Source organism: Microbulbifer rhizosphaerae (assembly GCF_014191725.1).
In the GTDB taxonomy this organism is placed as follows: domain Bacteria; phylum Pseudomonadota; class Gammaproteobacteria; order Pseudomonadales; family Cellvibrionaceae; genus Microbulbifer; species Microbulbifer rhizosphaerae.
Genome location: NZ_JACHWZ010000006.1, coordinates 58791 through 85028, shown reverse-complemented (window position 1 = coordinate 85028; position 26238 = coordinate 58791). Strand labels below are relative to the sequence as shown.

General features: G+C 60.4%; 20 protein-coding genes and 1 tRNA gene. 17 read left to right on the top strand and 4 right to left on the bottom strand.

The annotated features are described in order from the left end of the window. Nucleotides 1–139: 139 nt before the first annotated feature. Nucleotides 140–613, top strand: a complete 474-nt coding sequence (locus FHS09_RS07785) for an Hsp20 family protein (protein ID WP_183458481.1) — start codon at nt 140–142, stop codon at nt 611–613. Between the two features lie 2 nt (nt 614–615). Then, nucleotides 616–1257 carry a class I SAM-dependent methyltransferase gene (locus FHS09_RS07780; RefSeq protein ID WP_183458479.1) on the top strand — a complete coding sequence of 214 codons (642 nt, stop codon included), beginning with the start codon at nt 616–618 and terminating at the stop codon, nt 1255–1257. 279 nt (nt 1258–1536) lie between these two features. On the opposite strand, the gene FHS09_RS07775 is transcribed toward FHS09_RS07780, so the two are convergent. Further along, nucleotides 1537–2523: a GlxA family transcriptional regulator gene (locus tag FHS09_RS07775; protein ID WP_183458477.1), complete on the bottom strand. Its 987-nt coding sequence runs from the start codon at nt 2521–2523 to the stop codon at nt 1537–1539. Nucleotides 2524–2666: 143 nt separating this feature from the next. Between FHS09_RS07775 and FHS09_RS07770 the strand changes: the two genes are divergently transcribed. From FHS09_RS07770 to FHS09_RS07715, 12 genes are all read left to right on the top strand, one after another. Further along, nucleotides 2667–4523, top strand: a complete 1857-nt coding sequence (locus FHS09_RS07770) for a beta-ketoacyl synthase (RefSeq protein WP_183458475.1) — start codon at nt 2667–2669, stop codon at nt 4521–4523. 84 nt (nt 4524–4607) lie between these two features. Continuing rightward, nucleotides 4608–5198, top strand: coding sequence for a cupin domain-containing protein (locus tag FHS09_RS07765; protein ID WP_183458473.1), 591 nt, complete (start codon nt 4608–4610; stop codon nt 5196–5198). A gap of 183 nt (nt 5199–5381) precedes the next feature. Further along, entirely contained in the window at nt 5382–7532 is a 2151-nt protein-coding gene (fadB, locus tag FHS09_RS07760; protein ID WP_183458470.1) for a fatty acid oxidation complex subunit alpha FadB, read from the top strand. A 110-nt stretch (nt 7533–7642) separates the two neighbouring features. Continuing rightward, nucleotides 7643–8818: an acetyl-CoA C-acyltransferase FadA gene (gene fadA / locus FHS09_RS07755; RefSeq protein WP_183458463.1), complete on the top strand. Its 1176-nt coding sequence runs from the start codon at nt 7643–7645 to the stop codon at nt 8816–8818. 106 nt (nt 8819–8924) lie between these two features. Next, nucleotides 8925–10292: a hypothetical protein gene (locus tag FHS09_RS07750; protein ID WP_183458461.1), complete on the top strand. Its 1368-nt coding sequence runs from the start codon at nt 8925–8927 to the stop codon at nt 10290–10292. Between the two features lie 236 nt (nt 10293–10528). Next, nucleotides 10529–10613 (top strand) — tRNA-Leu (locus FHS09_RS07745). Between the two features lie 100 nt (nt 10614–10713). Next, a complete protein-coding gene (gene tig / locus FHS09_RS07740; protein ID WP_183458459.1) occupies nt 10714–12027 on the top strand; it encodes a trigger factor in 1314 nt (437 codons plus the stop codon). A gap of 168 nt (nt 12028–12195) precedes the next feature. After that, entirely contained in the window at nt 12196–12837 is a 642-nt protein-coding gene (gene clpP / locus FHS09_RS07735) for an ATP-dependent Clp endopeptidase proteolytic subunit ClpP (RefSeq protein WP_183458457.1), read from the top strand. 173 nt (nt 12838–13010) lie between these two features. Next, nucleotides 13011–14294 carry an ATP-dependent Clp protease ATP-binding subunit ClpX gene (clpX, locus tag FHS09_RS07730; RefSeq protein WP_183458455.1) on the top strand — a complete coding sequence of 428 codons (1284 nt, stop codon included), beginning with the start codon at nt 13011–13013 and terminating at the stop codon, nt 14292–14294. A 269-nt stretch (nt 14295–14563) separates the two neighbouring features. After that, complete coding sequence (gene lon / locus FHS09_RS07725) at nt 14564–16969, top strand: endopeptidase La (RefSeq protein ID WP_183458453.1); 2406 nt, start codon at nt 14564–14566, stop codon at nt 16967–16969. A 227-nt stretch (nt 16970–17196) separates the two neighbouring features. Beyond that, nucleotides 17197–17469 (top strand): nucleoid-associated protein HU-beta, encoded by a 273-nt coding sequence (gene hupB / locus FHS09_RS07720; protein ID WP_183458451.1) that lies wholly within the window; start codon nt 17197–17199, stop codon nt 17467–17469. A 142-nt stretch (nt 17470–17611) separates the two neighbouring features. Next, nucleotides 17612–19483, top strand: a complete 1872-nt coding sequence (locus FHS09_RS07715) for a SurA N-terminal domain-containing protein (protein WP_183458449.1) — start codon at nt 17612–17614, stop codon at nt 19481–19483. A gap of 104 nt (nt 19484–19587) precedes the next feature. Here the strand turns inward: FHS09_RS07715 and FHS09_RS07710 are convergent, their stop codons facing one another. Both FHS09_RS07710 and gloB read right to left on the bottom strand, forming a co-directional pair. Further along, on the bottom strand, nt 19588–21129 hold the full coding sequence (locus FHS09_RS07710) for a LysM peptidoglycan-binding domain-containing protein (protein ID WP_183458447.1): 1542 nt from the start codon (nt 21127–21129) through the stop codon (nt 19588–19590). A gap of 121 nt (nt 21130–21250) precedes the next feature. Further along, complete coding sequence (gloB, locus tag FHS09_RS07705) at nt 21251–22021, bottom strand: hydroxyacylglutathione hydrolase (RefSeq protein ID WP_183458445.1); 771 nt, start codon at nt 22019–22021, stop codon at nt 21251–21253. Between the two features lie 178 nt (nt 22022–22199). On the opposite strand from gloB, the gene FHS09_RS07700 reads away from it, so the two are divergent. From FHS09_RS07700 to dnaQ, 3 genes are all read left to right on the top strand, one after another. Further along, nucleotides 22200–22991, top strand: a complete 792-nt coding sequence (locus tag FHS09_RS07700; RefSeq protein WP_246394665.1) for a class I SAM-dependent methyltransferase — start codon at nt 22200–22202, stop codon at nt 22989–22991. Between the two features lie 66 nt (nt 22992–23057). Beyond that, nucleotides 23058–23495, top strand: a complete 438-nt coding sequence (gene rnhA / locus FHS09_RS07695) for a ribonuclease HI (protein ID WP_183458442.1) — start codon at nt 23058–23060, stop codon at nt 23493–23495. Nucleotides 23496–23497: 2 nt separating this feature from the next. After that, complete coding sequence (gene dnaQ, locus FHS09_RS07690) at nt 23498–24229, top strand: DNA polymerase III subunit epsilon (RefSeq protein WP_183458440.1); 732 nt, start codon at nt 23498–23500, stop codon at nt 24227–24229. A 245-nt stretch (nt 24230–24474) separates the two neighbouring features. Here the strand turns inward: dnaQ and nhaB are convergent, their stop codons facing one another. Then, nucleotides 24475–26010, bottom strand: coding sequence for a sodium/proton antiporter NhaB (gene nhaB / locus FHS09_RS07685; RefSeq protein WP_183458438.1), 1536 nt, complete (start codon nt 26008–26010; stop codon nt 24475–24477). Between the last annotated feature and the right edge of the window lie 228 nt (nt 26011–26238).

The window sequence follows — 26238 nt, the reverse complement described above, 5'->3', positions numbered from 1 at the left end:
TATTTATTATTTCAGGCGGCGGGCTCCTGTTAGGCGTCGCCCAATCAGCGCCCGGTCTGTCTTGCCCGGTCCGTCTATAGGCGGGGGCGGGCGAAAGACGGGCGAACTTTAAATATTGCTCTGAATTGAGGATATGACAATGCGTAATTTAGATTTTTCTCCCCTGTACCGCACCGCCATCGGCTTCGATCGCATGGCCAACCTGCTGGATGCACTGACCACCAGCGAGCAGAGCCAGCCCGCCTATCCACCATACAATATCGAGTTGACCGGCGAAGACAGCTACCGGATTACCATGGCGGTAGCCGGCTTTGAGCAGTCCGAGCTGGATATTCAGGTGGAGCAGAACCGCCTGTCGGTCAGTGGCAAAAAGCCGGCGGAAAGCGAGCAGCGCAATTTCCTGCATCGCGGCATCGCCGCGCGCAACTTCGAGCGCCGCTTCCAACTGGCAGACCATGTCAAAGTAACCGATGCCAGCCTGGCCAACGGCCTGCTGCATATCGAGCTGGTGCGGGAAATTCCAGAGGCGATGAAGCCGCGCAAGATCGCCATCAGCGAGAGCAACCTGCTGCAGGCAGATAAGGCGTATAGAGCCGATTCTGAAGCCGCCTGAGTTTGTCAACTCACTGCCCCCTGTGCCGCCAGACGGCGGCACAGCCCTACCATTGCGATCAATTTCGCAGCTATCGCCAGTGCGCCAACTGCGCGCTGGTTTTCGTTTGTCCCGAATACCATCTGAACCCTGCTGAGGAGCGTGCCTTCTACGACTTGCACGAAAACTCCCTGCAGGACAGTGGCTATCGCCGCTTCCTCGATCGCTGCGCGCAGCCTCTGCTGGCCGAGCTGCCGCCGGCATCCGAAGGGCTGGATTTCGGCTGTGGTCCGGCACCGCTGCTCGCGCAAATACTGCGTGAGGGCGGACACAGGGTGCACTCTTACGATATCTTCTATGCACCAGATCCACAGGTATTTGCGCGGGAGTACGATTTCATCGCGGCCACTGAAGTGGTGGAGCACCTGGTCGATCCCCGAGGTGAACTGGAACGCTTATGGGCGCGCCTGCGCCCCGGCGGCCTGCTGTCGCTGATGACCAAGCTGGTGATTTCCCGGGAGCGCTTCGCCAGCTGGCATTACATTCGCGATCCCACTCATATCTGCTTTTTCAGTTGGGAGACTTTTCGCTGGTTGGCGCAACTGTTGGATGCCGAGTTGGAATTTGTGGATCAGGATGTGATTTTTCTGCGAAAAAATAATTGAGGACCGCAGAGCGGAACTCGGCGCTCCGTCCCCGTTTGTTCAGGGTACGCACAGCACCTTGTAGCCTGCTTGCAGGGCCAGGCCGCGCGTATACAAAGCATCGCTTTGTGCGCGGTTTGGCGACCCGCCATGGATGGCGGGGCCGGGGCCAGATAGAAAGCATAGGTGTAGCGCCAAGGACGGCGAGCACAGGGCCAGATGCCGACACCATTCGCCCGCAAGCAGGCTCCTACAGGCCACAATTCCCGGGTCCCGGGTCCCGGGTCCCGGGTCCCGACTTCACGTATTCACCCGAAACAACTTCGCCCTCACCGTGGTGCGATACTCACTCGGCGTAGTGGACAGAAACTTCTTGAACAGCGCGGTAAAGTGCCCCATGTCCTGATAGCCCACCTTCTCGGCAATCTCGTTGACCGACAGGTTACTGGACTGCAGTAGTTCCCGGGCCATATCCACTCGCACATTCTGCAGGTATTGCAGGGGTGTTTGCCCGGTGGCCAGTTTGAAGCGGCGGTTGAAAGAGCGCACGCTCATATCGAAGTGGCCGGCCACCTCGCTCAGGCGAACTTCCTCGCTGCAGTGTTCCTTGAGCCAGGTTTGCGCCTGCACGATTTCTTCGTCCGGGTGCAGGTGCACGGCGCCCTCGGAGTAGGCGATTTCCTCAAAGGTGCGGCGGATTTCGTGGGAGAAGTTGCGCTCCACATGGCTGGCCACCGCCGGCCCGTAGAGCTGGCGGATCAGGTGCACGGTGACATCGGCCAGGGCGTTGACGCTGGCGGCGCAGAACAGCTTGTCCGCCTGGGTGATAAAGTATTGGCGCTTCAGTTTTACCGTGGGGTAATCGGCGGCGAAGCGGTCGAAATAGTGCCAGTGGGTTGTGGCCGGTTTGCCGTCCAGCAGTCCCGCGGCGGCCATAAAGCAGACTCCGGTGCCCACGGCGGTGATGGCGGCGCCACGCTCCGCCTGGCGCCGCAGCCATTCCAGTAATGGCCCGCTGCGCTTCAGTGCCGGGCGCGGGTTGCGCCACAGGGCAGGGAGGTAGACGATATCGCTGTCCGGCGCCTCCTCCAGGGCCAGGTCCGGCGTAAGGGGGAAGCCCGAGCGGGTCTTTACCGGGGCGCCGTCCAGGCCGACGGTCACAAGGCGGAGCGGCGTGGCGTCGCCGCTCACCCGACCGCGGCTCTCGGCACCGCGCAGCATTTCCAGCGGCAACACGGTACCGGTTGCCAGCATCTGGTCGATCAGCAGGAAGGTGACTGTACGCATTACATCTCGGGCGCTTCAGCGCTTTTGGCCAGATAATCAATTTTGCTGGCCAGTATGCCCATAACCGGGCCGAATCGCCAGCCCCTACACTGCCCTTCATACGCAATTGGTCAATTTTTCTCAGCGTCACGCTGGAGGTCAGGATGCAGCGGCTACCCGTAATAACCGCATTTGGCGGCTTCAACCCCGCCGGACGCAGCTCTTTCAACCGCGGCTACCGCCGCCTGGTACTGGACAGCCTGAGCGCCGCCGAGCGTCGGGACACCCTGTCGGACCTGGCTGCGCTGATGGGCCTGCGTAAGGGCGCCGAGGCGGACGGGCCTGTGGATGCGGAGCTGGAGCGACAGGTGTTGGATGGGACCCTGGTGCGCGAGCTGGAGCAACGTTTCTACGATTATCGTCACTGCCACTTTCACCAGGCCGCGGAACTGAAGAGTACCGAGGGCTTTACCTTTGAAATGGCCGCCCGCCAGTTGCCGGAACCCCTGCCGGCGGACTGGCAGGTGGAATCCCTCGGCGACGGTCGGGTGCGCGTGCGGGCCGGTGGCCTGTCGGTGATGCTGGACAGCTACCGGGAGATCTCCGTGGCCTCCGCCGGGCAGTTGCCCACCGGCTTCGAGCCGGGAGAGAAGTACAATTCCCGCTTTCATCCCCGGGGATTGCAGTTGGCGATCCTGGGGGCTTCCGATGCGGTTCAATCGCTGGGTATCGACTGGGACAGGGTGGTCGCGGCGGCGGGCCCGGACAGAATTTCCGTGTACGCCAGTTCCGCCATGAGCCAGTTGGACCCCTATGGTAACGGCGGCCTGCTGCAGTCGCGTCTGCGCGGTGGGCGCGTCAGTTCCAAGCAACTGGCCCTGGGATTGACCAGTATGCCGGCGGACTTCGTCAATGCCTATGTACTGGGCAGCGTGGGCACCACCGGCGCCGTGGCCGGCGCCTGTGCAACATACCTCTACAACCTGCGCAGTGCAGTGGAAGATATTCGCTGTGGCCGCTCGCGGGTGGCGGTGGTGGGTGCTGCGGAGGCCCCGCTGGTGCCGGAAGTGGTGGATGGCTATACCACCATGGGCGCGTTGGCCAATACAGACGGCCTCCGCAAGATCTTCGGTGAACAGGTCGACTACCGGCGTGCCAGCCGCCCGTTTGGCGAGAACTGCGGCTTTACCCTGGGTGAGGGCACCCAGTGGGTTGTGCTGATGGACGACGAGCTGGCACTGGAGCTGGGCGCGACCATTCACGGAGCCGTGGCCAATGTATTCGTCAATGCCGACGGTACGAAGAAATCCATTTCAGCTCCAGGTCCGGGTAACTATCTCACCGTGGCCCGGGCCATGGCCGAGGCCCGGGCCATTGTGGGGGACGAGAGCCTGCGCCGGCGAAGCTTCGTGCAGGCACACGGTTCCAGCACGCCGCAGAACCGGGTCACCGAGTCGGCGATTTTCGACCGGCTGGCAGGCGCCTTCGGCATTGAGGCGTGGCCGGTATGCGCGGTCAAGGCCTACCTGGGGCACACCGTCGCCGCGGCCAGCGGCGACCAATTGATTGCCAGCCTCGGGGTTTTCGATCGCGGCATCCTGCCGGGCATCACCACCATCGACCGGGTGGCCCACGACGTGCACCACAAGCACCTGGATATTGCCCTGCAGCACACCGAGCGGGACCCGGAATCCCTGGATGTGGCGTTCCTCAACTCCAAGGGTTTCGGCGGCAATAATGCCACCGCCAGCGTGTTGGCACCGCACCTGGTGCGGCGCATGCTGGCCAAGCGCCACGGCGAACAGGCGTTGACCGCCCACCGCAAGCGCAATGAAGGGGTGAGTGAACAGTCCGCCGCCTACGACGCGCGCGCCAGTCGCGGCGAGCTGAGTGCCATCTATCGTTTCGGCGAGGGGCTGGTGGACGAGAGCGCCATCGAAATGTCCGCCGAGCGGATCACGCTGCCGGGTCTGCCAACCGTGGAACTGCCGGACAGCAACCCTTTCGAGGATATGGTGTAAATAAGTGGCCACTGAATAGTGGCCAGTGGCCGGTGGTTTGCGGCACACTAAGCACTCGACACCAACCACTGGCCGCTAATCAGCATGGCAAGCACGGAATCGGTGATCCAGCCACCGGAAGTCAAGGGCAATGACGACGTGGGCGCGCGGCTCAAGGCGGTGCGCAAGATGCATGGTTGGTCCCAGCGGGAGCTGGCCAAGCGCGCCGGGGTCACCAACGCCACCATCTCCCTGATCGAGCAGGGGCGGGTCAGCCCCTCGGTGGGTTCCCTGAAAAAAGTGCTCGACGGCATCCCCATGTCCATGGCGGACTTCTTCACCCTGCAGTTCGACGATAACCCCCATGTTTTTTTCCGCGCGGACGAAATGCCCAACGTCGGCACCGGCCCCATCCAGTACCGCCTGCTGGGCGCGAGTAACAGCAAGCGCGCCATGTCCATCCTTTATGAAGTCTATCCACCGGGCCAGGACACCGGACCGGAGCTGTTGAGCCATGACGGAGAGGAGGGCGGAGTCGTGGTGTCCGGGCGATTGGAAGTAACTGTGGGTGCCGAAGTGGCAGTGCTCGGCCCGGGCGACGGCTACTATTTCAGCAGTCGCCGGCCGCACCGCTTTCGAAACCCCGGCGATTGCGACTGCATTCTGGTCAGTGCCAATTCACCGCCCGGCGTGTAACGGCCGGGCCATCCGAATTGTAAGAAATAGTATTCAAACAATCGTTTGAATCTGGCTATACTAGGGCTGGCTGACTGTAAGGGGTAATTGCGTCACCGCTTTTGCGAGTGGGAAACCCGACAGTCACGAAGGCAATTTTCGACCCCGGGCAGATTCCGAGCCCCGAAAAAAAGAGGTCAATTCATGTTATTCAATGGCAAGGCACTCTCGGTGCAGATGCTGGACAACGGCATCGCCGAACTCAATTTCGACCTGCAAGGCGAATCCGTCAACAAGTTCAACCGACAGGCGGTTGCGGAGTTCTCCCAGGCGCTGGACGCCATCGAGGCGGCGGACGACGTCAAAGGTGTGCTTCTCACCAGCGGCAAGGATGTGTTTATCGTCGGTGCCGATATCACCGAGTTCGGCGGCGCTTTCTCCGCTGGGCCGGAAGGTATCGCCGAGCTGATGAACAAGAACAATGAGAATATCAATCGCCTGGAAGACCTGCCGGTGCCCAGTGTGGTGGCAATCAACGGCTACGCCCTCGGTGGCGGTTTCGAAGTGTGTCTCGGCTGCGACTTCCGCGTGATGAGCGACCAGGCCAAAGTGGGCCTGCCGGAAGTGAAACTGGGCCTGCTTCCCGGCTGGGGCGGTACCGTGCGTTTGCCGCGCATCGTCGGCGTGGATGTGGCCGCCGAGTGGATCGCCACCGGCAAGGAGCAGAAAGCGGGCGCGGCGCTCACCGCCAACGCGGTGGATGCGGTGGTGCCCGCGGATAAGCTCAAGGACGCGGCGCTGAAGCTGCTCCAGCGTGCAATCGACGGCAAACTGGATTACCGCGCTGCCCGCGAAATCAAGAAATCCCCCATCCCGCTGAACGACACCGAAGCGCTGATGGCCTTTTTCACCACCAAGGCATTCGTCGGCGCGCAGGCGGGCAAGAACTATCCGTCGCCGGTGGCCGCGGTGACCTCCATCGAGCAGGGTTACAAAGTCGACCGCGACGAGGCGCTGAAGATAGAGCAGCAGCAGTTTATTCAGTGCGCGCAGACCGACACCGCCAAGTCCCTGGTGGGCTTGTTCCTCAACGACCAGACGATCGGTAAGGTGGCAAAGGGCTGGGAAAAGAAAGCCGACAAGAAAATCGAGCGCGCCGCGGTGCTGGGTGCGGGCATTATGGGCGGCGGCATCGCCTACCAATCCGCCTATAAGGGCGTGCCCATCAAGATGAAGGACATCGCCCAGGACGGGATCGACCTGGGGCTGAAGCACGCGAATCAGTTGCTTTCCAAACTGGTGGAGCGCGGACGCCTGACCGCGGGAAAAATGGGCGAAGTGCTGAACCGCATCGAGCCCACGCTCAGCTACGACGGCTTTGACGATGTCGATGTTGTGGTGGAAGCCGTGGTGGAAAATCCGAAGGTAAAACACTCTGTGTTGAAGGAAGTGGAAGGGAAGGTCACCGAAGACACGGTGATCGCCACCAACACCTCCACTATCTCCATCGACCACCTCGCTGAGCCGCTGGAGCGCCCGGAAAACTTCCTCGGCATGCACTTCTTCAACCCGGTACACAAAATGCCGCTGGTGGAAGTGATCCGCGGCGAGAAAACCTCCGAGAAGGCCATTGCCCGGGTGGTGGCCTATGCCAACAAAATGGGAAAGAAGGCCATCGTGGTGCGGGACTGCCCCGGATTCCTGGTCAACCGCGTGCTCTTCCCATATTTCGCCGGCTTTTCCATGCTGGTGCGCGACGGCGCCGATTTCCAGGAAATCGACAAGGTAATGGAGCGCTGGGGCTGGCCCATGGGCCCTGCTTACCTGATGGATGTGGTCGGTATCGATACCGGCGTGCACGCGGAGAAAGTAATGGCGGAGGGCTTCCCGGATCGTATGGGCAAGTCTTTCACCGCCGCGTCCGACGTGATGTACGAAGCCAAGCGCTACGGCCAGAAAAACGATAAAGGCTTCTACAACTACGAGGAAGACAAGAAGGGCAAGCAGAAGAAGGTGCCTACCGAGGAATCCTACGATCTGCTCAAGCCTCATGTGTCCGAGCGCCGCGAGTTCGAAAAAGACGAAATTATCGAGCGCATGATGGTGCCGATGGCCACCGAATTGTCGCGTTGCCTGGAAGAGGGCATTGTGGAGTCCCCGGCGGAAGCGGATATGGCGCTGATCTACGGTCTGGGCTTCCCGCCCTTCCGCGGTGGCATCTTTGCCTGGCTCGACAATATGGGCCTGAAGACTTTTGTGGAGATCGCCGATAAGTACGCCGACCTGGGAGAGCTGTACAAGCCCACCGAGCGCATGCGTGAAATGGCCGCCGCGAGCGAAACTTACTATTCATAGACGAATAATTTTCCTGTAGGAGCGGCCGTTGGCCGCGATAGGTTCTCTACCACGCCGCAGGCGCTGATCGCGGCCAACGGCCGCTCCTACAGCGATACTGGAGAATTGAAATGAGTTTAAATCCCAGAGATGCCGTAATCGTCGACTACGCCCGCACGGCCATGGGCCGCTCCAAGAACGGTATTTACCGCCATATCCGTGCCGACGACATGTCCGCGGAGCTGCTGAAGAAATTCCTGGAGCGCAACGACAAGCTGGACCCGGCGGAGATCGATGACCTGATCTGGGGCTGTGTGATGCAGCGGGACGAGCAAGGCTTCAACGTGGCCCGCTTTATCCTGCTGCGCGCCGGCCTGCCGCACACCATACCCGCGCAGACCGTGAACCGCCTGTGCGGCTCCTCCATGTCCGCGCTGCACACCGCCGCCGCCAGCATCCGTGCCGGCCTGGGCGATGTCTACGTGGTCGGCGGCGTCGAGCATATGGGTCACCTGAACATGATGGAACACGTGAGCCCCAACCCGATGCTGGGCCGCACTATGGCCAAGGCCGCGGGCTCCATGGGCATGACTGCGGAATATCTGGCGATGATGCACGGCATCCAGCGCCAGCAGATGGACGAGTTTGGCGCGCGCTCCCACCAGCGCGCCGCCGCGGCCACCAAGGAGGGCAAGTTCAACAAAGAGATCATTGCCATCGAAGGCCACGACGACGACGGCGTGCCCTACTTGGTGGAGAGCGACCAGACCATCCGTCCGGACACCACCGTGGAAAAGCTGGCGGAATTGAAGCCGGCGTTCGATCCCAAGCACGGCCAGGTGACCGCCGGCACCTCCTCACAGATCACCGACGGCGCCTCGGTGATGCTGGTGATGTCCGCCGAGCGCGCCCAGTCCCTGGGCCTGACGCCCATCGCCAGGGTGCGCGAGATGGCCGTGGCCGGTGTGGACCCGTCGATTATGGGTTACGGCCCAGTGCCTTCCACCCGGAAGGCACTGAAGAGCGCCGGTCTCAGTATCGGGGATATCGACAAGGTGGAGTTGAACGAGGCCTTCGCCGCCCAGGCGCTGCCGGTGCTGAAAGACTTGGAGCTACTCGACAAGATGGACGAGAAGGTGAACCTCTACGGCGGCGCCATCGCCCTGGGTCACCCCTTTGGCTGCTCCGGCGTGCGTATCACCGGTACCCTGCTGTCGGTGATGCAGAACGAGGGCGGGGACCTGGGTGTGTCCACCATGTGCATCGGCCTCGGCCAGGGTATTACCACGATTGTGGAAAGAGTGTAGGCTTTGTTGCGGCCCCCGGGTCGCATGAAAAGCCCGTAGGAGAGGCCGTTGGCCGCGATCGATAGTGGTTGGATCCACAGATCGATCGCGGCCAACGGCCGCTCCTATGTTAGTGGATACTCTGTTACGGATACCGGTCGTTTTGTTGCAAGTCGTCGATCACCCGTCCCCCGAAACCTGCCTCGACCAACTGCTGGCCGTGCGGGATCAAGCTCCCTTCTCCCTGGCGGTGCGCTTTGTCCATTGCCAGTACTACCTGCCCGGTGAGCCGGAACTGCCGCTACTGGCGCTCTTCTGGCGTGAGACCGGGGGCGGCCCGGTGTACGCCGCAGTGGGGAAGAAGACCGAACCGGGCGAGGGGGAGGACGCGTGGCAACTGGCCGAGCGACTGCAACTCCCGGTTTTCGACCTGGGTGCGCCGTTGCCGCTGCAGCCGGTATCCGTTCCGAAACCCTGGGGGCGGGAGATCTGGTACAGCGGCATAGAGCAGCGGGGTCAGTCGGGGGTGGGTGAGCTGGGGCGGCAGGTTCCGCTGCCCTGGCTGTTGGCGGCGCTGCCGCGGCGTTTCGCCGCTGGCGATGAGCGGGGTATAAACCTGCTCAAGATCCTCGACCCCTTGCCGGATGAAGTCTACGGCGACCTCTATTTCGAGATGCACGAGGAAAAGCGCGAAATCTATATCGTCACCCGGGTGGACCCGCGGGCCTGGCCCGATGGGCGCGGCGCCATTCGCTTTGGGTTCAACCAGCGCAGGCGCCGCGAGATGGGGCCCGACGAGTCGTTTCTCGCCGCCTACCGTAAGGCCGTCGTCGAGTACCGGCTGGTGCGGGAGGACGTGGATCACCGCTTCGATATCCTGCGTGAAAGGGAAGGCTACGACGCCAATGAACCGCTGCCGGCGGAACTGCTGAAGGCATGGGCGGACCAGCTTCCGCGGGAGCTGCACGAAGAAGAGGAGCGACTGCGCACGGCCATGGACAGCTTTACCGCGCTGCGCCCGCTGGAGGTCGGCGATGTGATTTCGGTCCCCACCTATACGCCACACTCGCTGCAGCACGGCGTACGCACGGTGGAGTTCCAGACCCCGGTGTACGAGCGCAAGATTCTTTCTTTTGCGCAGAAAGTGCTGACCCAGGGACATTGGGATACGGAAGAGGCGCTCGCCAAGGTGCAGTTGGATACGCCGGAGCAGGCGCCTTTCCTGGAGCTGGAAAGCGACGACCACTTTGTGCGCGAGCGCATTGTGGACTTTGCCGACTTTACCGTCGACCGCATCCGCTTCTTTGCTCCCGGCGACTATCACCTGGATGGCGGGAAGAGTTATCTGATCGCCATGGTGGTAGGTGGCGAACTGAAGTTAGGCGGCATTCCAGCAGAGGCGGAGACCGCCTGGCTGCTGGCCTCAGGGGTGGCAATGGACGTAGTTTCGGCTGTAGCGGGAGCGGCTCTGCTGGTCGCTGAACCTAAGCGTTGAGCTCGATGGCGGCCCCGCTGCCGGTGGCCGTCCGCTCAACCGCCTGATCGGCAAATGTTTCGCGAGCGGCCCCCGACAGTAGGGCCTTCGCATCAGCTGTCGGTATTCTTTCCCGGGTCCCTATATATTGAAGCCCCCCACCGCCTGTGGCACAATCTGCTCCCCTCGTCGCCGGGCCCCAGTGTGTATGCGGTAAATTGCATAGATATCAATGAGTTAGCGTCGGGGAAGTTTTTGGGGACGTGGTGGAATTGGTAGACACGCCAGATTTAGGTTCTGGTGCCGCAAGGTGTGGGAGTTCAAGTCTCCCCGTCCCCACCAAAGCGAATTCCGCAGCCCGTGCCGCCTGAGGGTGTAGGCGCGGGCTGTTTGTATTTGGCGCCCCGGCGCAAAAAGTAGAAAGAGTCTCACGAGGATCAACATGCAGGTTTCCATTGAAACAACTTCCGGCCTGGAGCGTCGCTTAACGGTTAATTTGCCGGCGGAAATCGTCGACAAGGAAGTGGACAAGCGCCTCCAGCAGGCGGCCAAAACCGTGCGCATCAACGGCTTTCGCAAAGGCAAGGTGCCATTGAAAGTGGTGCGCCAGAAGTTTGGTGCCGGTGTGCGTCAGGAAGTGCTTGGCGAAGTCATGAGCCGCTCTTTCTACGAAGCGGTGCAGAAAGAGCAGGTGAAGCCCGCCGGCCAGCCGAGCATCGAGGCCAAACAGACCGCTCCTGGCGAAAACCTGGAATACACCGCTACTTTTGAGGTGTACCCGGAAGTCGAGCTGACCGACCTGGGAGCGCTGAAAGTTGAGCGTCCCGCGGCGGAGGTCACCGACAAGGACGTGGACAATATGATCGAAGTGCTGCGCAAGCAGCAGTCCGATTGGAAGGAGACCAAGCGCAAGGCGCAGAAGGGCGACCGTGTCACCATCGACTTCGTCGGCCGCAAGGACGGCGAGGAGTTCGAAGGCGGCAAGGCGGAAGGCCAAAAGCTGGTGCTCGGTTCCGGCCAGATGATCCCCGGTTTCGAAGACGGCATTGTGGGGATGAAGCCCGGTGAGGAAAAGGATATCGAGGTCACCTTCCCTGAGGATTATCAGGCGGAAAATCTGCGCGACGCCGAGGTCACCTTCAATATCAAGGTCACTGCGTCCGAAAAGCCCGAGCTGCCTGAGCTGAATGAAGAGTTCTTCAAATCCTACGGTGTGGAAGAGGGCGGTGAAGAGAAATTCCGCGAGGAAGTGCGCGGCAACATGCAGCGCGAATTGAAAAACGCGGCGTCGAACAAGGTCAAAACCCAGGTGATGGACCAGTTGTTCGAGAAGCATCAGGTGGAGCTGCCGGCGGCACTGGTGGCGGGCGAGGTGCGCGCCCTGCGCAGCCAGATGGTCCAGCAGTTCGGCGGCCAGATCACGGCGGAAGATGCGGAGAGAATGCTTCCGGATACCATGTTTGAAGAGCAGGCCAAGCGTCGCGTGGTGCTCGGCCTAGTGGTCGGTGAGATCGTCAAGCAGAACAAAATTGCGGTGGATGCGGATCGCGTCAAGACCAAGGTCGAGGAACTGGCCTCTACCTACCAGCAGCCGGAAGAGGTTGTGGAGTACTATTACAGCAACCGCGAACTGCTGTCCGGTGTCGAGTCCGTCGTGCTGGAAGATCAGGTGGTTGATTTCGTGTTGGAGGCCGCTGAGGTCAGCGACGTTGAGAGCAACTACGACGATGTGATCAAACCCCAGCAACAGGGTTGATCCCTGCCGATCGGCGTCCGCAAGGGTGGACGCCGATTTTTTCCTTCCCCTTCCCCGGCTGGCTTTCTCGCGCCTGACCGGTTAAGCTCAGAAAGACCAATTTTTTCAATTTTGCGCCACCGGCCCGGCGTTCTCGCCTAATAGCCAAAAAAGGAAGCAACGGTACCTATGGCACGTTTCGATTATCCCCAGTCCTCTATTGATCCGACAGCCACCGGCCTGGTGCCCATGGTGGTGGAGCAGACTGCCAGAGGCGAGCGCTCCTTCGACATTTACTCCCGTCTGCTAAAGGAGCGGGTAATTTTTCTGGTTGGCCAGGTTGAAGACCATATGGCCAATCTTGTGGTCGCACAGCTCTTGTTCCTCGAGGCGGAAAACCCCGACAAGGACATCCACCTGTATATCAATTCTCCCGGCGGGTCGGTGACTGCCGGCATGTCGATCTACGACACCATGCAGTTTATCAAGCCGGACGTGAGCACCATGTGCATAGGTCAGGCCTGTAGTATGGGTGCCTTCCTGCTGGCCTCGGGGGCCAACGGCAAGCGTTATGCGACTCCAAACTCCCGGGTGATGATCCACCAGCCCAGTGGCGGCGCCCAGGGTCAGGCCAGCGATATCCATATTCACGCCCAGGAAATCCTCAAGATCCGCCACCGCCTGAACGAGCTGCTGGCGCACCACAGCGGCCGCAACGTTGAGGAAATAGAGCGGGACACAGAGCGCGACCACTTCCTGGGTGCGGATGAGGCGAAGGAATACGGCCTGGTGGACGATGTGCTGGCACACCGCTTGGTTACCGAAAAGTAAGACCATTCGGTCATTTTTGGTCGGCTGACGCGCCGATTGACCGAATCTGGCATTCGGAGCCCCGGAAGCCCTCACAAAGGGCTTGAAAATCCCGCCAAAACACAGCATCTTGCTATAGAACAAAGACCGATGATAGCCGGGCCGCCGGCTGGCTGAGACCACGGAGTATTTTGATGACCGACCAGAGCAGCGGAGAAGACAACGGCAAACTGCTGTACTGTTCCTTCTGTGGCAAGAGCCAGCAGGAAGTGCGCAAGCTGATTGCGGGCCCGTCTGTATTTATCTGCGACGAATGTGTCGAGCTCTGCACCGATATCATTCGCGAAGAAGTGCAGGAGAGTGCCGAGGGTCCCGAGGGGCGCCTGCCCACGCCGCGGGAGATTACCGAGATCCTCGACCAATACGTGATCGGCCAGGAGCGCGCGAAGCGGGTGCTGGCGGTGGCGGTGTACAACCACTACAAGCGCCTGCGCAGTAAGAGTGGCGTCAAGGGCAAGGAGGACGTCGAACTCAGCAAGTCGAACATTCTGCTGGTGGGCCCCACCGGCAGCGGCAAGACCCTGCTCGCGGAAACCCTGGCGCGGCTGCTCAACGTGCCCTTTACCATTGCCGATGCGACTACCCTTACCGAGGCGGGCTACGTCGGCGAGGACGTGGAAAATATTATCCAGAAGCTGTTGCAGAAGTGCGACTACGACGTGGAAAAAGCCCAGCAGGGCATCGTCTATATCGATGAGATCGACAAGATCTCGCGCAAGTCCGACAACCCCTCCATCACCCGGGATGTCTCCGGCGAGGGTGTGCAGCAGGCCCTGCTCAAGTTGATCGAGGGCACGGTGGCCTCGGTGCCGCCTCAGGGCGGTCGCAAGCACCCGCAGCAGGAATTCCTGCAGGTGGACACATCCAACATTCTGTTCATCTGTGGCGGCGCTTTCGCGGGGCTGGACAAGGTGATTCGCGACCGTTCGGAGAAAGGTGGTATCGGCTTCAGCGCCGAGGTGAAGTCCAAGGACAGCAAGAGCAACTTCGGCGAAGTGCTGCGCGATCTGGAGCCGGAAGACCTGGTGCGCTACGGCTTGATCCCGGAGTTTGTGGGCCGCCTGCCGGTCACCGCCACCCTGGAGGAGCTGGATCGCGCCGCATTGGTGAAGATCCTCACCGAGCCTCGCAATGCGCTGACCAAGCAGTACGCCAAGCTGTTCGAGATGGAGAGCGTGGAACTGGATTTCCGTCCCGATGCCCTGGACGCGGTGGCGACCAAGGCTATGGAGCGCAAGACCGGCGCCCGCGGACTGCGTTCCATCATGGAGTCCGTGCTGCTGGAGACCATGTACGACATCCCGTCCACCGACAACGTGGCCAAGGTGGTGATCGACGAGGCGGTCATCAAAGGGGAATCGGCGCCGCTGCTGGTCTACGAGAACAACGAGTCACAGAAGGCCGCTCCTGAGGAGTAAACGCAGGCTGCGAAGAAAAGCCCCGCTAAGGGGCTTTTTTTGTTCGTGCCGCCCACCAGATGGCTTGACCGGTCTCTCCATGTCGTATCTTCGGCCCCTGCCGTTTTTTAGGTCGGCGCAAATTCCGGTTTAGATTAGACTTGTATTCCAGTCGCCGGCCCCCAATCTTTAGCAACTAGCTGGCGGTGACCACTTGAGACTGACGGTTCTTTGACCTGCAGCCATTGAATACCGCGCCAACCCCCAGTGTTCGGGCCGAGAGGAGTTCCATGGACCAGCCATCCGATACCACACTTGAATACCCACTGTTACCGCTGCGTGACGTCGTCGTCTACCCGCACATGGTGATTCCGCTGTTTGTCGGCCGGGAGAAATCCATCGATGCGCTGGAAGCGGCAATGCGCAACGACAAACAGGTACTGCTGGTGGCACAGCGCCAGGCGTCCGAAGACGATCCCGGTGCGGAAGATATCTACCGGGTGGGCACCGTAGCCAGTGTCCTGCAGCTGCTCAAACTGCCCGACGGCACCGTCAAGGTGCTGGTGGAGGGCAGCCGCCGGGTCAATATCCTGGAGGTCACTGACGGTGACACCCACTACCGGGCCACAGTCGAACCCATGGAGACCGAAGAGCTGCCAGAGGCTGAAGCCGAAGCTCTGGTTCGCTCGGCGATGACTCAATTTGAACAGTATGTATCGGTCAGCAAGAAGGTCCCCAATGAGGTGATCACCTCCCTGTCGGGCATCGACGAGCCTGGCCGCCTGGCAGATACCATCGCCGCGCACATGTCTTTGGAGCTGCCGCAGAAGCAGGAGCTGCTGGAGACCACCAGTGTCAAACAGCGCCTGGAACACTTGCTCGGCCTGATGGATTCGGAAATTGACCTGATTCAGGTGGAGAAGCGCATCCGCGGCCGGGTCAAGAAACAAATGGAGAAGAGCCAGCGAGAGTACTACCTGAATGAGCAGATGAAGGCCATTCAGAAAGAGCTGGGTGAAATTACCGAGGAGCCCAGCGAAGTCGAAGAGCTGGAGAAAAAAATTGTCGAGTCGGGTATGTCCGCGGAGGCGGAGAAGAAAACCCGCGCAGAACTGGGCAAACTGAAAATGATGTCGCCCATGTCTGCAGAGGCGTCGGTGCTGCGCAGTTATATCGACTGGATGCTGAGTGTACCCTGGAAAAAAGCCAGCCGCGTGCGCCACGACCTGAAAAAGGCGGAGGAAATCCTGGAGAAGGACCATTACGGTCTGGAGGAAGTCAAGGAGCGCATTCTCGAATACCTGGCGGTGCAAAAGCGGGTGAAGAAGGTAAAAGGGCCCATTCTCTGCCTGGTGGGGCCGCCCGGGGTGGGTAAAACCTCATTGGGTGAATCCGTAGCCCGTGCCACCAACCGCAAGTATGTGCGCATGGCGCTGGGCGGCGTGCGCGACGAAGCGGAAATTCGCGGCCACCGGCGCACCTATATCGGCTCGCTGCCCGGCAAGCTGATCCAGAAGATTGCCAAAGTAGGGGTCAAGAACCCGCTCTTCCTGCTCGACGAAGTGGACAAGATGGGCATGGATCAGCGTGGTGACCCCGCCTCGGCATTGCTGGAAGTGCTCGATCCGGAGCAGAATAAGTCGTTCAACGACCACTATCTGGAAGTGGATTACGATCTCTCCGACGTGATGTTCGTGTGCACTTCCAACTCCATGAACATTCCCGGCCCGCTGCTGGACCGGATGGAAGTGATTCGCCTACCCGGTTACACCGAGGATGAGAAACTCAACATCGCGCAGCGTTACCTGGTGCCCAAGCAGCGCAAGGCCGCCGGTTTGAAGGACGATGAGCTGTCGCTGGGCAATGATACTGTGCGTGATATCGTGCGCTATTACACCCGTGAGGCCGGCGTGCGCAACCTGGATCGCGAGATTGCGAAGATCTGCCGCAAAGTGGTGACCAAGCATGTGCGCGAAGAGACCAGTGAAAAAATGCTCGTGAAACCAGAGCAACTGGAAGACCTGCTGGGTGTGCGCAAGTATGATTTCGGCCGCGCGGAAAAGGAAAATAAAATCGGCCAGGTGATCGGCTTGGCCTGGACCGAGGTGGGCGGCGACCTGCTCACCATTGAGGCTTCTGCGGTCCCCGGCAAGGGCCGGGTGGTAAAAACCGGCTCCCTCGGCGATGTGATGCAGGAATCGATCCAGGCCGCGCTCACTGTGGTGCGCGCGCGGGCCCAGTCTCTGGGCGTTGCCCCGGACTTTCACGAGACCCGCGATATTCATATCCATGTGCCGGAGGGAGCGACGCCCAAGGACGGTCCCTCGGCGGGTATCGGCATGTGCACCGCGCTGGCTTCGGTGCTCACTGGAATCCCGGTGCGCTCGGAAGTGGCCATGACCGGTGAAATCACCCTGAGGGGAGAAGTTCTGCGAATTGGTGGTCTCAAGGAGAAGCTGCTCGCGGCACACCGGGGCGGAATCAAGACGGTGCTGATCCCGGCAGATAATGAGCGCGACTTAAAGGATATTCCGGACAATATCCTGCAGGATCTGGTAATCAAACCGGTCAAGTGGATCGATCAGGTGTTGGAGCTGGCGCTGGAGCACAAGCCGGAGTCTCTGTCCGACGAGGAGTATTCGGCGCTGCAAAAACAGGCTGAGGAGCGCTCGCAACGCTCGATGCGCACCCACTAGGCTAAAAAATAATCTGCCGGTCACAGAAACCTGTTGGAGTTTTGTCCAACTGCCCGGAAAGCCCCGTGGTTCCTTGACCCGCTACCGGGCAGTTGGTATAAATCGTGGCTTATTGACCGGCACATAAGTGGCCGGCATTGAAGACTCGAACGCAAAGGCGTTCCGGAAGGAGGTGTTCCGGAAGGGGCGCCTGAAACATACTTAAGAAAAGAACAGAGGGATTAAGCGTGAATAAGTCCGAACTGATTGAAGCGATTGCCGCATCTGCAGATATTCCGAAAGCAGCTGCCGGCCGTGCTCTGGACGCAATGGTAGACAGCATTACCGGTGCCCTGAAAAAAGGCGATCAGGTGGCTCTGGTAGGTTTCGGCACTTTTGCCGTTAAAGAGCGCGCTGCGCGTACCGGCCGCAACCCGCGTACCGGCGATGAAATCCAGATTCCCGCCGCCAAGGTTCCGGGCTTTAAAGCAGGCAAGGCCCTGAAGGATGCGGTAAATTAAGGGTGCGGTAAATTAAGAAGCCTCGAATCAAAACGAAGCTTCAGAGAGGCGTATCACTCGGATGCGCCTTTTTTGTATCTGATACGGGAACCCCATACTTGGGCTTCAAGAATAATTTTAGAGTCAACAGTCGGAGCTGAGCATGCTTCAGTCCATGCGAGATAACCTGAAGGGCACCGCGGCAGTTATTGTGGCGGGCTTTTTTGGTTTTATTATGGTCATTGGGGGAATTGATTTTTTCACCGGTGCAAGTGGTGGGTCCGCCGACAAGGTGGCGGAGATCAACGGGGAGAAGATCACCAATCTGGATCTGCAGCGCGCGATCCAGAATCGCCGGAACATGATCATGAGCCAGTATGGCGACAACGTCCCGGCGGACCTCTTGAGCGACGAACAGTTGCGCGAGCCGGTTTTGCAGCAGCTGGTTAACAGCGCGGTTATGCGCCAGGCCGCACAGGACAGCGGCATGGTGATGAGCCCGGCGGGAGTGGACAAGGAAATCGCGCAGATCCCGGGTTTCCAGGTAAACGGCAAGTTCGACTTGCAGACCTATCGCGACGGCCTGCGCCGTATGGGTTATAGCCCGGCTGGTTTCCGCCAGATCATGGAGCGGGATATTGTCCTGCAGCAGTACGCCGACAGCGTGTCGGAAAGCGCCTTTGCCACTCGCGAGGGTGCCGAGCAGGTGGTGGCCATTTCCATGGAGGAGCGCGATTTTGACTATGTGGTGCTCCCGGTACAGGATCTGCTCGCGGAAACCACTGTTCCGGACAGTGAGATCGAAGCCTACTATCAAAACCACCAAGCCGAGTTCCAGCGCCCTGAGCAGGTGGCCATTGAATATATTGAACTGAAGCCGTCGCTGTTTGCCGACAATATCGATGTGTCGGAAGAGGACGTGCGCGCCCAGTACGAGCAGGAGGTGGCCAACTTCCAGGAGCAGACCCGACGCCGCGCGGCGCATATCCTGGTGGAAGGGGATAACGAGGAAAAAATTGCCGAAATCCAGGCTAAGCTGGACGCGGGTGAAGATTTTGCCGAACTGGCGAAAACTTACTCCGACGACATCGTCTCCCGCGAGGAGGGGGGCGATCTGGGCTTTACCACTGGCGACGTCTTTCCGAAACCCTTCGAGAAAGCCTTGGTGGGCCTGGAGGTAGGGCAGGTATCCGCACCGGTGGTCACTGACAGCGGTACCCACTTTATCAAGCTGCTGGAAGTGGCCGGCGCCGAACCCCCCAGCTTCGAGGAGCGCAAGGGGGCTATTGCCGCGCAGCTGCGCAATGCGGAAGCCGAGCGTGAATTTGTCGACGCCCTCGGGCGTCTGGCGGATCTCGCCTACAACGCCGAAACTCTGACCGGGCCGGCGGAGGACCTGGGTGTTCCGCTACAGACCACCGAGCTGTTCAGCCGCGAAGGCGGCAGCGGCATCGCCGCCAACGAAAAAGTGGCGGCCGCGGCCTTTGCTCCGGAAGTCATGGTCGATCGCAACACTTCCGACGTGCTCAATCTCAGCGAGGATCACGCCCTGGTGCTGCGTGTTACCGAACATCAGCCAGCCGGGACCTATCCCCTGGCGGATGTGCGGGAGCAGATCGTCGACCGCCTCAAGCGCGATAAGGCCAGTGCACAGTTGGCCGTCCGCGCGAAGGAATTGGAGCAACAGCTGGAGCAGGGGGGCGATTTCGCCGAGTTAGCGGAGGCACAGGAGTTGACCCTGGAGACCAGCGACAAGACCCGCCGCGGCGGTTTCGGCCAGCGCGGTGAGATTATCGAGCACGCTTTCTCTCTTCCCGCTTCGGATTCCCGCGATAGGGCGACCAGTCGTTTTGCGACTAGCGCCGGAGACCAGGTAGTTCTGCAACTACGCGACGTGCGGCCTGGAGATCTGGCCCGCCAGAGCAGTGAGCAGCGCCGTGCGCTGATGCAGCAGTTGGCATCGGTAAACGGAAGGGCGGAGCTGGCAGCGGTACAGAAGTTCCTGGCCGACAAGGCGGATATCGAGATTCAATAGTAGTGGCGAGTGGTCGGTGCGTGCTGTGCGTAGCTGATCACCCGGAAAGCAAAAAGCCCGCTTGCGCGGGCTTTTTGCTTTCTCGTTTCTTAATCAACCGTTGATTATCCGCTCGAGGCGCTGTCCACAAACAGGGTCAGACGCTGGCCTGGCTGCAGATAGCTCTTCTCGGTGATCTTGTTCCAACGCAGGATATCCTTGATTTCGAGACTGAATTTCCTGGCGATACGGTACAGGGAGTCTCCATTGCGAACACGGTAGGAGAGCTTGCGGGTGGTGCGGCTGTTGCCGCCGGTGTCGTAGGCGACCAGTTTCTGCCCGGGGCGCAGGGTGTCAGCGGGGGCCATGTTGTTCCAACTGGCCAGTTGACGGACTTCCACGCCGAGGGAGCGGGAGATTTCCCACAGGGTGTCGCCGGGGCGCACGGTGTAGCTGGTCTTACGCCCGCTTCCGGAGGACTGGCGACTGACCCGCTGGTCCAGGGTGTAGGCGTACTGCGCGCCAGCGCCGGAAGCGGTGGGAATCAGCAGTGTGTGCCCGGCGCGGATGGTATTCCCGCGCAGTTTGTTGACCTGGCGGATCGCCGCCACAGTGGTCTCGTAGCGCCGCGCGATGGTGGACAGGGTATCGCCGCGGGCAATCGTGTAGCGCTGCCAGCTTACTCTCTGGTCTTCGGGCAGTTGGCTGAGGGCGCTGAGGAAAGTGTCCCGCTTTTCTATCGGCAGCAGCAGCTGGTGCTTGCCGTTCGGGTCGGTGGCCCAGCGGTTGTAGCCGGGGTTGAGCAGTTGGAGTTCCTCGATCTCGATCCCCGCCAGGTCCGCCGCCTGGGCCAGGTCGATCTGGCTGCCCACGTCGGCGGCGGCGTAGTAAGGCCTGTTGTCGATATCGTGAAGGGGAACGCGGTAGTAGTCGGGGCGCGAAACCACCTCCGCCAGGGCCAGTAGCTGGGGCACGTAGCGCTGGGTTTCCCGCGGCAGCTTCAGGTCCCAGAAACTGGTGCCCAGGCCGCGGCGGCGGTTGCTCTCTATGGCGCGGCTTACGGTGCCTTCGCCGGCATTGTAGGCGGCCAGTGCCAACTCCCAGTCGCCGTTGAAGCGCTCGGAAAGATAACTGAAGTACTGGATCGCGGCGCGGGTGGACTCGTGAACATCCCGGCGGCCGTCGTACCACCAGTTCTGGTGCAGGCCGAAGGAGCGGCCGGTGGCGGGGATGAACTGCCACATGCCGGAGGCGCGGGCATGGGAGTAGGCGAAGGGATCGTAGGCGCTCTCAACGATGGGCAGCAGCGCCAGTTCCAAGGGGTGCCCCGCTGCTTCCAGCTGTTCCGTCACATGGAAGATATAACGGCGGGAACGCTCGGTGACCCGGGCCATATAGCCTTCGTTGCGGGAAAAGTAGGTGATGTAGTCCTTCACCTTGGGATGGTCGGTATGCCGCTGCAAGCGGAAACCGCGCCGCAGCCGGTCCCAGATGTCCACCGGTGGCAGGGCTCTCTCTCTCGGGGCCTGGGTGTAGCTTTCCGCGGTGCTGGCCGCTATATCGATCCCTTCGCCTGTGCGTTCTTGCGCAATATCGGGTTTTGGCGCTTGGGCGCAGCCCCCCACCGCCGCGGCGAGCAGCGCGATGGCAAACTTTCTGTGAACCATGTGATATCCAGGTGTCTATTATGGCTTGCGGCTCAAGGCTCTTATTCGAGATATACCTGAGCTTTTCGTTGTAATTATCTGATTCTAAAGATGGGAAGAAGTTTCGGTCAATGATAATTGACTAAAAATTGTCCTTCCAGCGGCGCAGATACGCGAAGACCTCCACTTCATCCGGGTTTTCTGCGGCCCCGTGGTTGGCTGCCTGGCGGGCCAGGGCGGGGATGTGGCAACGCAGGAAGGGGTTGGTAGCCAGCTCCTCACCGATGGTGGAGGGGAGAGTGGTCTTACCGCTGGCGCGCAGCGCCTCTACCTGCGCGAGGCGGGTGTGCACCGCCTGATTGCCGGGTTCCGCCGCAGCGGCAAAACGCAGGTTGGCGAGAGTATATTCGTGGGCGCAGTAGACGCGGGTTTCCGGCGGCAGGGCGCTGAGTTTGGCCAGGGAGTTGTACATCTGCGCAGGAGTGCCCTCGAACAGCCGGCCGCAGCCCGAAGCGAACAGGGTGTCGCCACAGAAAAGGTGGTTCTGCTCGACCCGCCCGTCATTTTCACGCAGCAGCAGCGCCAGATGGTCCAGGGTGTGGCCGGGTACGTCGATCACCGAAACCGGGAATCCGAGCACTTCGCAGTGGTCGCCGGCGGCTAGCGGGTGGGTGACTCCCCCTACGGAGCCGGGGCCGTATACCGGGCAGCGATACTCTGCCGCCAGTTCAGCGATGCCCCCGGTATGGTCCCAGTGATGATGGGTGATCAGGATACCGTCGAGTTTGCGCTCCCCCAGGGCGTTCAAAACCGGGCCCGCATCGCCGGGGTCTACCACCCAGTCCTGCTCATCTCGCTGCAGGTGCCAGATATAGTTGTCACTGAAGGCTGCTATCGGGGAGATTGTGAGCATTTCTGCGGCCCGTTACTCTTGGATGAATAACAGTATCATAGGGTGAAGGGTATTTGCCGGGAGGGGCTGCAGATATTGGTCGAATATTGCGGCTTTTTCCGGGAAAGTAAAAAATTCATACTGTCCCAGCAGATCGGGCAAAACCGACTTTCAGAGACAGGGACAAATGAGGGAATCTATGGAGCAGAAATCCATTCTGGGCCGGCGGCGGGGCGAGCAACCATCCCTTGCACAGTCCTGCCCTGCCCTCGCCAGCTGGTTTGCCAGCCGGTTGGGAGAAGAGATACTGTCACAGCAGCTCGCCCTGGCCCAGCCGCTGGTGGAGCGCCTGTTCGGCTACCACTTGATGCAGGCGGGGGTGACCAGTGCGGTGGACTTTGCCTCGTGTAGCCGTATCAACCACCGCTTCCGCTTCAGTGCCTGCCGCGGGCAGAAGGGTGCAGCCCAGGTGGAGTTCGAGCAATTGCCACTCCCCTCGGAATCGATCGATGTGGCCCTGCTGCACCACCTGCTGGATTTTTCCCCCCAGCCCCACCAGGTATTGCGGGAGGCGGCGCGGGTGCTGATCCCCGGCGGCCATATGGTGCTGATCGGCTTCAACCCCTTTTCCCTGTTGGGGCTGTCGCGATTACTGTTCTCCGGCAGTGCACACCAGCGGGGCAACCAGTTGCGTGCGGCGCGGGTGGCAGACTGGATGAACCTGCTCGACCTGCAGGCAGGGAATGTGGAGAGGGGGTTTTTCCGGCTGCCGCTGCAGCAGGGCGAACTGCTGGCCAAGACCGCCTGGATGGAGCGCTTGGGGACCCGCTGGCACTTGCCTTGGGGAGGCTTTTACATCATAGTCGCGCGCAAAGAAGTCGCGCGTATGCGCACTATCAAAATCGACTGGCGCGGGGAGCGCAAGCCCGCGATCAATGTGGTCCCTTCGAGTTCGCGGATTGCGGCGCGACGGCGCCATCAGAAACATTAGGGACAACTGAAAACTACTGAGAGCCGGCATCGCCGGCTTTTTATTGCAATACAAAAAGCACTCATCTTGAAACAAGTCACTATTTACACAGATGGCGCCTGCCGCGGCAATCCCGGGCCGGGCGGCTGGGGAGCTCTGCTGGTCCACGGCGATGCGGAGCGCGAGCTGTTCGGCGGTGAGAAACACACCACCAATAATCGAATGGAACTGATGGCGGCGATCAGGGCCCTGGGGGCGCTCAAGCAGCCGTGCCGCGTGGATTTGCACACCGACTCCCAGTATCTACGCCAGGGCATTACCAGTTGGATACACAACTGGAAACGCAATGGCTGGAAGACCGCGAATAAAAAGCCGGTAAAAAACGCTGACCTCTGGCGCCAACTGGAAGAGGGCATAGCCCACCACGAGGTGCACTGGCACTGGGTCAAGGGCCACTCCGGGCACCCCGGTAACGAGCGCGCGGACCAACTCGCCAATCGCGGCATCGATGAATTGGGAGGGTAGCAATGCGTCAGGTTGTTCTGGATACCGAAACCACGGGCCTGGACCCGAAGAGCGGTCATCGCATTATCGAAATCGGCTGCGTGGAAGTGGTGAATCGGAAGCTCACCGGGCGTCACTACCACCAGTACGTCAATCCCGAGCGGCAGGTGGACGACGGCGCTATCGAAGTGCACGGCATCACCAATGAGTTTCTGGAGGACAAGCCGGTCTTCGCACAGATCGCCGATGAGTTTATGACCTTCTGCGAAGGTGCGGAGTTGGTGATTCACAATGCGCCTTTCGATGTGGGCTTTATCAATTGGGAGCTGAAACGGCTGGGCAGCCCGCGCTGGAAGAGCGTTATCGCCCACTGTGGGGTGTTGGACACCCTGGCGTTGGCCAGGGAAAAGCACCCGGGGCAGAAGAACAGCCTGGATGCCCTGTGCAAGCGCTATTTTGTCGACAATTCCCAGCGGGATCTGCACGGCGCCCTGCTCGATGCCGAGATCCTCGCCGACGTTTACCTGACCATGACTGGCGGGCAGACAGATCTTATGCTGGCGAGCGGTGAGCGCAAATCCGATGACGAGAACGACGAGGGCGAGCAGCGTGACTCCACTCCCGGCGCTATCCGCCGGCTGTCAGCGGACAGGCCGCAATTGGCAGTGCTTCCGGCCAGCGCAGAAGAGGAGAGGGCACATCAGGAGATGCTGGCGTTGCTGGAGAAATCGGCCGGCAAGCATTTTTGGCAGTGAGGAATGGGGGAGCCGTGGCTCCCCTGAAATTGGCACGGTGGCGGCCCTGCTGTCGGGGGCTTTTTTTTGCGGGGCATACGTAAATACATCCCTGGCAGAAAACTGCTCCATGCGTTTTCTACCCTTCCGTTGGGCGGCACCCCGTCATCCCTGGCGGTCGTACGCTCTAATCGGCATCCCTGCCTCATAAGATCCCGCAGAAAGCCTCCGACAGCAGGATCTTCGCATCTTTGTCCCGAGTTTTTTCAGACCATATAAATTACGCAAACCAGCGCCACTACACTGAGCACTACGGTATAGGGCAGGGCCATAATCACCATGCGCCCATAAGACAGTCGGATCAGCGGTGCCAATGCGGAGGTCAGCAGGAACAGGAAAGCCGCCTGGCCGTTGGGCGTTGCCACGCTGGGCAGATTGGTGCCGGTGTTGATGGCGATGGCCAGCTTGTCGAAATGCTCGCGGGTGATTTCCCCAGCCGTCAGCGCCGCCTTCACTTCGTTGATATACACGGTGGCCACAAACACATTGTCGCTGATCATCGACAGTATGCCGTTGGCCAGGAACAGCATACCCGGTTGCTGTTCCGGCTCCAGCCCGAGCACGAACTGGGTCACCGGTTCGAACAGATGCTGTTCGTGGATTACTGCAACAATGGCAAAAAACACCACCAGCAGCGCGGTAAAGGGCAGGGCCTCTTCAAACGCGTGGCCGATGCGGGCCTCCTGTACCACGCCGTTGAAAGCGGTCAGCAGTACGATGATCATCAGGCCGATGATGCCCACTTCCGCCACATGAAAGGCCAGCGACAGCACCAGGATGACCGCGACTATGCCCTGTATCCAGAGTTCGGCCACGTCAGTGGAGCTGCGCTTTTTCTCTTCTTCCTGGGAAAAATTCATCAGCACTTCGCGCACTGCGCCGGGCAGCTTGGCGCCGTAGCCGCAGATGCCGGTCTTTTCCAGCAGCACGCAGGTCAGTAGGCCGGCGAAGAACGAGGGGATGGTGACCGGGGCCATATTCAGGAAGAACTGCAGGAATTCCCAGCCCGCCTTTTCCGCGATCAGCAGGTTTTGCGGCTCGCCCACCAGAGTGGTCACACCGCCCAGGGCGGTGCCTACGGCACCATGCATAATCAGGCTGCGCAGGTAGGCGCGGAACTGGTCCAGGTCTTCCCGATGGTATTCCACCACGTGGTCATCGTTGGAATGGTCGTGGTCGTGATGGTGGTGAGGCTGGTTGGAGGCCACCCGGTGGTATACCGAGTAGAACCCCACCGCGACGGCGATCAATACGGCGGTGACGGTGAGTGCGTCGAGAAAGGCGGAAAGCACTGCGGCCACAGAGCAGAACAGCACCGAGAGCAGTGTCTTGGACTTTACATTGATCAGTATTTTGGTGAATACGAATAGCAGCAGGCTCTTCATGAAGTAGATTCCGGCCACCATAAACATCAGCAGCAGGATTACTTCGAAATTTTCCGTAACCTCGTGGTACACGGCGTCGGTGCTGGTCATTCCCAGCAGCACCGCCTCCATCGCCAGCAGGCCGCCGGGTTGCAGCGGGTAGCATTTCAGGGCCATGGCGAGGGTGAAGATGAACTCGCCGATCAGCACCCACCCGGTAATAAAAGGACCGGTGGCGTACAGCAGGACCGGATTGGCGATCAGGAACAGGGTAATGGTCAGCTTGTACCAGTCGGGCGCTTCGCCCAGGAAGTTCTCTGTAAAAGCCCGGCCGAAGCCGTTGCCGGAAGCTGTGAGGGCGTTATTGTATGTGTTCATTTTAACTTTCTTGGTTAACTGCTGGCCTGGATACGCATCGTGGGCGGGGAGACCCGCGGGTACGGAGGGGAACGCTACCCAGTTTGGGGGAAAATTCAAGTAGTTTCGCCAGTCCTTGCCTCTATGCCACTCGATTTGTCGATTATTCGATAGAATTTATCCGCTTAGAGGTGGACTCTTGATGGGTTTGGTATAAATTGCTTTGTAGTTGACCGAAACCCCCTGTTC